Source organism: Bradyrhizobium sp., from assembly GCF_035935975.1.
In the GTDB taxonomy this organism is placed as follows: domain Bacteria; phylum Pseudomonadota; class Alphaproteobacteria; order Rhizobiales; family Xanthobacteraceae; genus Bradyrhizobium.
This window is the reverse complement of record NZ_DASYWN010000050.1, coordinates 38,594-44,594: the sequence shown is the minus strand read 5'-3', so window position 1 is coordinate 44,594 and position 6,001 is coordinate 38,594. Positions and strand designations below refer to the sequence as shown.

Here is a 6,001-nt window from a genome sequence, read left to right as displayed (position 1 = left end):
CTACGGGGCAGCCACAAACTGCTCAGGGTGGGCGCGATCCGATCGCCAGCGGCCTGCCGCGGTCGCAGCTGCGGCAGGCCATTCCTCTCGGAATGCACCGACAATATCTGATTGCGCTATTACAAGGGTGGGCAAAGGCGCGAAGCGCCGTGCCCACGATCTCTTCATGATCGAGAGCGCTGGTGGGCACGCTGCGCTTTGCTCACCCTACGGCACCGCCAGCTCCGCCTAAAACGGCAGCCCCACATAATTCTCCGACAGCGACGTCATCGCGGCCTGCGACTGCGTGACGTAATCGAGCTCGGCGAGCTGGATGCGCGCGCCGATGGTGCCGGTGTCGGGGAATTTGTGCAGCATCGAGGTCATCCACCAGGAGAAGCGCACGGCCTTCCAGACCCGCGCCAGCGCCGTGGCGGAATAGGCGTCGATGCCGGCGCTGGATTTCTCGTCATAGAACTCCCGCAGCGCGCGCGACAGATAATGGGCGTCGCTGGCGGCGAGGTTCAGCCCCTTGGCGCCGGTCGGCGGCACGATGTGGGCGGCGTCGCCGCACAGGAACAGCTTGCCGAAGCGCATCGGCTCGGCGACGAAGCTGCGCAAGGGCGCGATGCTCTTCTCGATCGAGGGGCCCGTGATCAGGCTGTCGGCCGCCTCCTGGTCGAGCCGGCTTTTCAGCTCGTCCCAGAAGCGATCGTCCGGCCACTCGTCGACATGGTCGTTAAGCGAACACTGCACGTAATAGCGGCTGCGTTTCATCGAGCGCATGGTGCAGAGCGCAAAGCCGCGGGCGTGGTTGGAATAGATCAGCTCGTGGCTGACCGGCGGCGTCTCCGAGAGGATGCCGAGCCAGCCGAACGGATAGACCCGCTCGAACTCCTCGATCGCCGACGCCGGCACGCTGGCGCGGCTGACGCCGTGAAAGCCGTCGCAGCCGGCGATGAAATCGCAGTCGAGCGTATGGGTGACGCCGTCCTTGACGTAAGTTACGCGCGCCTGACCGCCGTCGAAATCATGCGGCTGCACATCCTTGGCCTCGTAGACCGTGGTGAGGCCGGCGGCCGTGCGCGCATTCATCAGGTCCAGCGTGACCTCGGTCTGGCCGTAGATCATCACCGTCTTGCCGGTCGCGGCCTTCATGTCGATGCGGTGACGGCGGCCGGAAAAGGCAAGCTCGATGCCCTCGTGCACCAAGCCCTCGGCATGCGCCCGTCCGCCCGCGCCGATCTGGTCGAGCAATCCGACGGTTCCTTCCTCGAGAAGGCCGGCGCGGATGCGGCCGAGCACGTAGTCCGGGCTCTGCCGCTCCAGAATCGTATTGTCGATGCCGTATTGATGCAGCAGTTGCCCAAGCAACAATCCGGCCGGCCCGGCCCCGATGATTGCGACTTTTGTCCGCAATACTTGCTCCTCCCGATCCTGTAGGCTTTCGGCGCGGCGCTTGTCGTGCTGATCCGCGCAAGTTAATTATAACATATAACGGTTGGGCAAAAGGGGAGTGCGGGTCGCAGCAGGGCGACAAATCCATGCAACATGGCTGACGTAGATGACGCGACAAGGTGCGCGTCAGTTCCGGCTTGAACGCGCCGGCCAATTAGATAACATGTTAATTAATGAGGATGGGCCATCGAAGCCCACCATCAAAAAGAGGGAGAGATGCGTGATGAGAAAGGCCTGTCTGGCTTTGCTGCTGGCAGCAAGCGTGAGCCCTGCGCTGGCGCAGGACAAGACCTTCGACCTGAAGGTCTCGCACTGGGTGCCGGCGTCGCACCCGCTGCAGAAATCCCTGGAAGACTGGGTGGCCGCGGTGAACAAGGATTCCGGCGGCACCATCACCGGCAAGGTGTTTCCGGCCCAGCAGCTCGGCAAGGCCTTCGACCATTACGACATGGCGCGCGACGGCATCGCCGACGTCACCTATGTCAATCCCGGCTACCAGCCCGGCCGCTTCCCGATCATCGGCGCCGGCGAACTGCCGTTCCTGATCTCGGACGCCAAGGGCGGCTCGATGGGGCTGGACGCCTGGTATCGCAAATATGCCGAGAAGGAGATGAAGGACGTCAAATACTGCCTCGCCTTCGTCCACTCGCCCTCGTCCTTCCACTCCAAGTCCAAGAAGATCGTATTGCCGGAGGACGTGAAGGGCCTGAAGATCCGCCCGGCGCACGCCACCATGGCGAACTTCGTCACCTCGCTCGGCGGCACCAATGTGCAGTCGTCCGCGCCGGAAGTGCGCGACATCATCGAGCGCGGCGTCGCCGACGGCGTCACCTTCCCCTGGGGCTCGCTGGTGCTGTTCGGCATCGACAAGGTGACCAAGTACGACATGGAGGCGCCGCTCTACACCACGACCTTCGTGTTCGTGATCAACAAGGACAAGTACAACGCGATGTCCGACAAGCAGAAGGCCGCGATCGACAAGAACTGCTCGATCGAGATGGCGGGCGTGGTCGGCGAGCACTGGGGCAAGTTCGAGGACGCCGGCATCGACAAGGTGAAGGCCGAGAGCGGTCACGAGGTCTACAAGCTGACGCCGGAGCAGACCGCCGCCTGGAAGAAGGCCGCCGAGCCGCTGGTCAAGACCTGGGGCGACGGCGCCAAGAAGGCCGGCGCCGATCCCGATGCTGCGCTCGCGGACCTGAAGGCCTCGCTGAAGAAGTACAACGCGCTGGCGGAGTAGCCTCGCGCCGAGGGGAACACGGCGGCGAGGGGCATCTCGCCGCCGTTGTCCTGCAAGCGGGTTGAACGGCGAGGAGCGCGCGCCGCTTCCTCTCCCTCTTCCCGCTTGCGGGATGAGGCGAAGCCTGCCGCCTGAGCCGAGAACAAGCATGACATCAGACGACAAGACACTTCCCATGAAGCGCTCCTGGATGGACCGCATCATCGACACGATCGAATGGATCGCGGCCGGCTTCGTCGGCATCGTCGCGCTCGACATCTTCCTGTCGGTGCTGCTGCGCAACACGCTGAACTATTCGATCCCCGACAGCTTCGACATCGGCCGCATGCTGCTCGGCATCCTGATCTTCTGGGGCATCGCAGCGACGTCCTATCGTGGCACCCACATCACGGTGGATCTGGTCTGGGGCAATGTCGGGCCGCGCTACCAGCGCTGGATCGACGTGTTCGCGACCCTGGTGCTGCTGTTCGTCGTCACGGTTCAAACCTGGACGCTGTTCGACAAGGTGCGCGGCACCTACAACGACAACGTCCAGACCTTCGACATGCATATGCCGACCTGGCCGTTCTTCGCGGTCGCCTGGATCGGCGACGCCGCGGCCGTGCTGCTGATCGCGATCCGCACCTACCGCCTGATCTTCCATCCCGAAGACATGCATGATCCCAAATTGAAGGCGACGGAGTAATCATGAGCACCGATGCCGTCGCCTTAATCGGCTTCGTTTCCCTGTTTGTCCTGATGCTGCTGCGCGTGCCCGTCGGCATGGCCATGGGCCTCGTCGGCGTCTCCGGCTTCGCCTATCTCGTCAACGGGACGGCCGCACTGAAGCTGGTCGGCCAGACCTCGATGCGGACGGTCACCGACTACACGTTCGGCGTCATCCCGATGTTCCTGCTGATGGGCTCCTTCGTCAGCAATTCCGGCATGAGCCGCGAGCTGTTCCGCGCCGCCAACGGCTTTGTCGGCCATTTGCGCGGCGGGCTCGGCATCGCCACGGTCGGAGCCTGCGGCGGCTTTGCCGCGATCTGCGGCTCGTCGGTGGCGACCGCCGCGACCTTCTCCGCCGTCGCCTATCCCGAGATGCGCCGCTTCGGTTATCCGCAGTCCTTCGCCACCGGCGTGATCGCGGCCGGCGGCACGCTGGGCGCGATGCTGCCGCCCTCCACCGTGCTCGCGGTCTACGGCATCATCACCGAGCAGGACATCGGCAAGCTCTTCATCGCCGGCATCATTCCGGGCCTGCTGGCGATGACGATGTACATGATCACGATCTTCCTGATCGGCCATTTCCGTCCTGATTTTCTGCCCAAGGGCAAGGTGCTGCCGTGGCGCGAGCGCTTCGCCGGCCTCAAGGACATCTGGGCGCCGGTGCTGCTGTTCGTGTTCGTGATCGGCGGCCTCTACGGCCTGCCCTTCCTGCCGCGCTTTACCCCGACCGAAGCCGGCGGCGTCGGCGCCGCGGGCGCCTTCATCATCGGCGTCGTCACCGGGCGGCTCGACCGCGAGAAGATTCTGGCCTCGCTGCTGCAGGCGACGCGCACCGCGGCCGCCGTGTTCACCGTGCTGATCGGCGCGCTGATCTTCGGCTACTTCCTCACGGTGACGCAGACGCCGCAGAAGGTGACCGAATTCTTGACCGGCCTCGGCCTCGGCCCCTACGGCGTGCTGGCGCTGATCATGGTGATGTATCTCGTGCTCGGCTGCCTGATGGACGCCATGGCGATGATCATCCTGACCGTGCCGATCATCTTCCCCGTCATCACGCATCTGGGTTTTGATCCGATCTGGTTCGGCGTCATCATCGTAATGACGGTCGAGCTCGGCCTGATCCATCCGCCCGTGGGCATGAACGTCTTTGTCATCAAGAGCGTGGTGAAGGACGTCTCCTTCTCCACGATCTTCAAGGGCGTGATCCCGTTCGTGGCGACCGACCTCGTGCGCCTCGTGATCCTGATCGCCTTCCCGCTGCTGGCGACCTGGCTGCCGACACGCATGATGGCGAACTGAGAGGCGAAGCGATGACCACTCCGACCCTCGAAACCAAATACGTCTTCACCATCACCGCCAAAATCGGCGACGTCATCACCGCCGGCGAGACCGGCATCGGCGTCCGCCGCATCATTCCGATCATCGGCGGCGAGGTGACGGGCGCGATCACCGGAAAAGTCCTTCCCTTCGGCGCCGACTTCCAGACCATCCGTCCCAACGAGCTGATCGACCTCGAGGCGAAGTACGCCTTCGAGACCGACGACGGCGCCATCGTCTATGTCGAGAACAAGGGCATGCGTTTCGGTCCGGTCGAGCTGCTGCAGAAGCTCAAGCGCGGCGAGCCGGTCGACCCCAAGCTGATCTATTTCCGCACCGTCCCGAAGTTCGAGACCGGGCATGAAAACTATCGCTGGCTGATGGAGCACATCTTCGTCGGCTCCGCCGCACGGCATGCGGACCGGGTGGTGATCGACGTGCACCAAGTGGTGTGAACTCCATCCATTGACCAGATCGATTGATGTGTATAAATACACACCATGAATAGCCGGGACATTATCTCGGCCCTTTAAAGAGACGGCTGGGTGCAGGTGGCCCAGAAAGGCAGCCATTTGCAGTTCAAGCATCCGGCGAAGAGCGGCCGCGTCACGGTCCCTCATCCGAAGCGGGATATCCCCCTCGGAACTTTGAAGAGCATTGAGAAACAATCCGGCTTGAAGCTGAGGTAAGCGCCATGCGTCATTACATTGGTCTTATCCATAAGGACGCCGATAGTGATTTCGGCGTGTCGTTCCCTGATCTGCCGGGAGTTGCGACGGCGGGAACGACGCTCGACGAAGCGCGCGACATGGCCGAGGAAGCCCTCGCACTTCATCTCGAAGGCATGGCCGAAGACGGGGAAGCGATCCCGGAGCCTTCGTCGCTCGAAGACATCATGTCGAATCCCGAGAATCGCTCGGGCGTTGCCATTCTGGTGTCGGTGAAGAACGATCCGCCAAAGATCGTACGCGTCAATGTCACCTTGCCCGGTGATGTCCTGGAGCAGATCGACAAATACGCAGAAGCGCACGGTTACACGCGCTCCGGCCTGCTTGCGCAGGCCGCAAAGAAGCTGATGACCGAGACGGCCTGAGCAGTAACCTCGTCATTGCGAGGAGCAAAGCGACGAAGCCATCCAGACTGCTTCCGCGGTGACAGTCTGGATTGCTTCGCGGAGCCTGTCATCGGGCCGCGCTTCGCGCGGACCCGTTGGCTCGCAATGACGGAGGATGTGGCAACGCCCGCACTTTACACGCCAGCGCCATATTGACTCCCGCCAAATTCGTTATACAACATAAC

At 63.0% G+C, this 6,001-nt stretch carries 7 protein-coding genes; 6 read left to right on the top strand and 1 reads right to left on the bottom strand.

Annotation, left to right across the window (positions count from 1 at the left end; genetic code table 11):
• Positions 1-228 precede the first annotated feature (228 nt).
• Positions 229-1,398, bottom strand: a complete 1,170-nt coding sequence (pobA, locus tag VGR99_RS30110; RefSeq protein ID WP_326903583.1) for a 4-hydroxybenzoate 3-monooxygenase — start codon at positions 1,396-1,398, stop codon at positions 229-231.
• 262 nt (positions 1,399-1,660) lie between these two features.
• Between pobA and VGR99_RS30105 the strand changes: the two genes are divergently transcribed.
• From VGR99_RS30105 to VGR99_RS30080, 6 genes are all read left to right on the top strand, one after another.
• Positions 1,661-2,677: a TRAP transporter substrate-binding protein gene (locus VGR99_RS30105; RefSeq protein WP_326903582.1), complete on the top strand. Its 1,017-nt coding sequence runs from the start codon at positions 1,661-1,663 to the stop codon at positions 2,675-2,677.
• 175 nt (positions 2,678-2,852) lie between these two features.
• Positions 2,853-3,362, top strand: coding sequence for a TRAP transporter small permease (locus tag VGR99_RS30100; protein ID WP_014498282.1), 510 nt, complete (start codon positions 2,853-2,855; stop codon positions 3,360-3,362).
• Positions 3,363-3,364: 2 nt separating this feature from the next.
• Positions 3,365-4,684, top strand: coding sequence for a TRAP transporter large permease (locus tag VGR99_RS30095; protein ID WP_028157350.1), 1,320 nt, complete (start codon positions 3,365-3,367; stop codon positions 4,682-4,684).
• An 11-nt stretch (positions 4,685-4,695) separates the two neighbouring features.
• Positions 4,696-5,157, top strand: coding sequence for a DUF3237 domain-containing protein (locus VGR99_RS30090; RefSeq protein WP_326903581.1), 462 nt, complete (start codon positions 4,696-4,698; stop codon positions 5,155-5,157).
• Positions 5,158-5,247: 90 nt separating this feature from the next.
• Entirely contained in the window at positions 5,248-5,391 is a 144-nt protein-coding gene (locus VGR99_RS30085; RefSeq protein WP_326903580.1) for a type II toxin-antitoxin system HicA family toxin, read from the top strand.
• Between the two features lie 5 nt (positions 5,392-5,396).
• Positions 5,397-5,795 (top strand): type II toxin-antitoxin system HicB family antitoxin, encoded by a 399-nt coding sequence (locus VGR99_RS30080; RefSeq protein ID WP_326903579.1) that lies wholly within the window; start codon positions 5,397-5,399, stop codon positions 5,793-5,795.
• Positions 5,796-6,001: the final 206 nt, after the last annotated feature.

Coding starts and splice junctions, on each gene's coding strand:
- VGR99_RS30105 (WP_326903582.1), top strand. CDS start 1,661: ATGAGAAAGGCCTGTCTGGCTTTGCTGCTGGCAGCAAGCGTGAGCCCT.
- VGR99_RS30100 (WP_014498282.1), top strand. CDS start 2,853: ATGAAGCGCTCCTGGATGGACCGCATCATCGACACGATCGAATGGATC.
- VGR99_RS30095 (WP_028157350.1), top strand. CDS start 3,365: ATGAGCACCGATGCCGTCGCCTTAATCGGCTTCGTTTCCCTGTTTGTC.
- VGR99_RS30090 (WP_326903581.1), top strand. CDS start 4,696: ATGACCACTCCGACCCTCGAAACCAAATACGTCTTCACCATCACCGCC.
- VGR99_RS30080 (WP_326903579.1), top strand. CDS start 5,397: ATGCGTCATTACATTGGTCTTATCCATAAGGACGCCGATAGTGATTTC.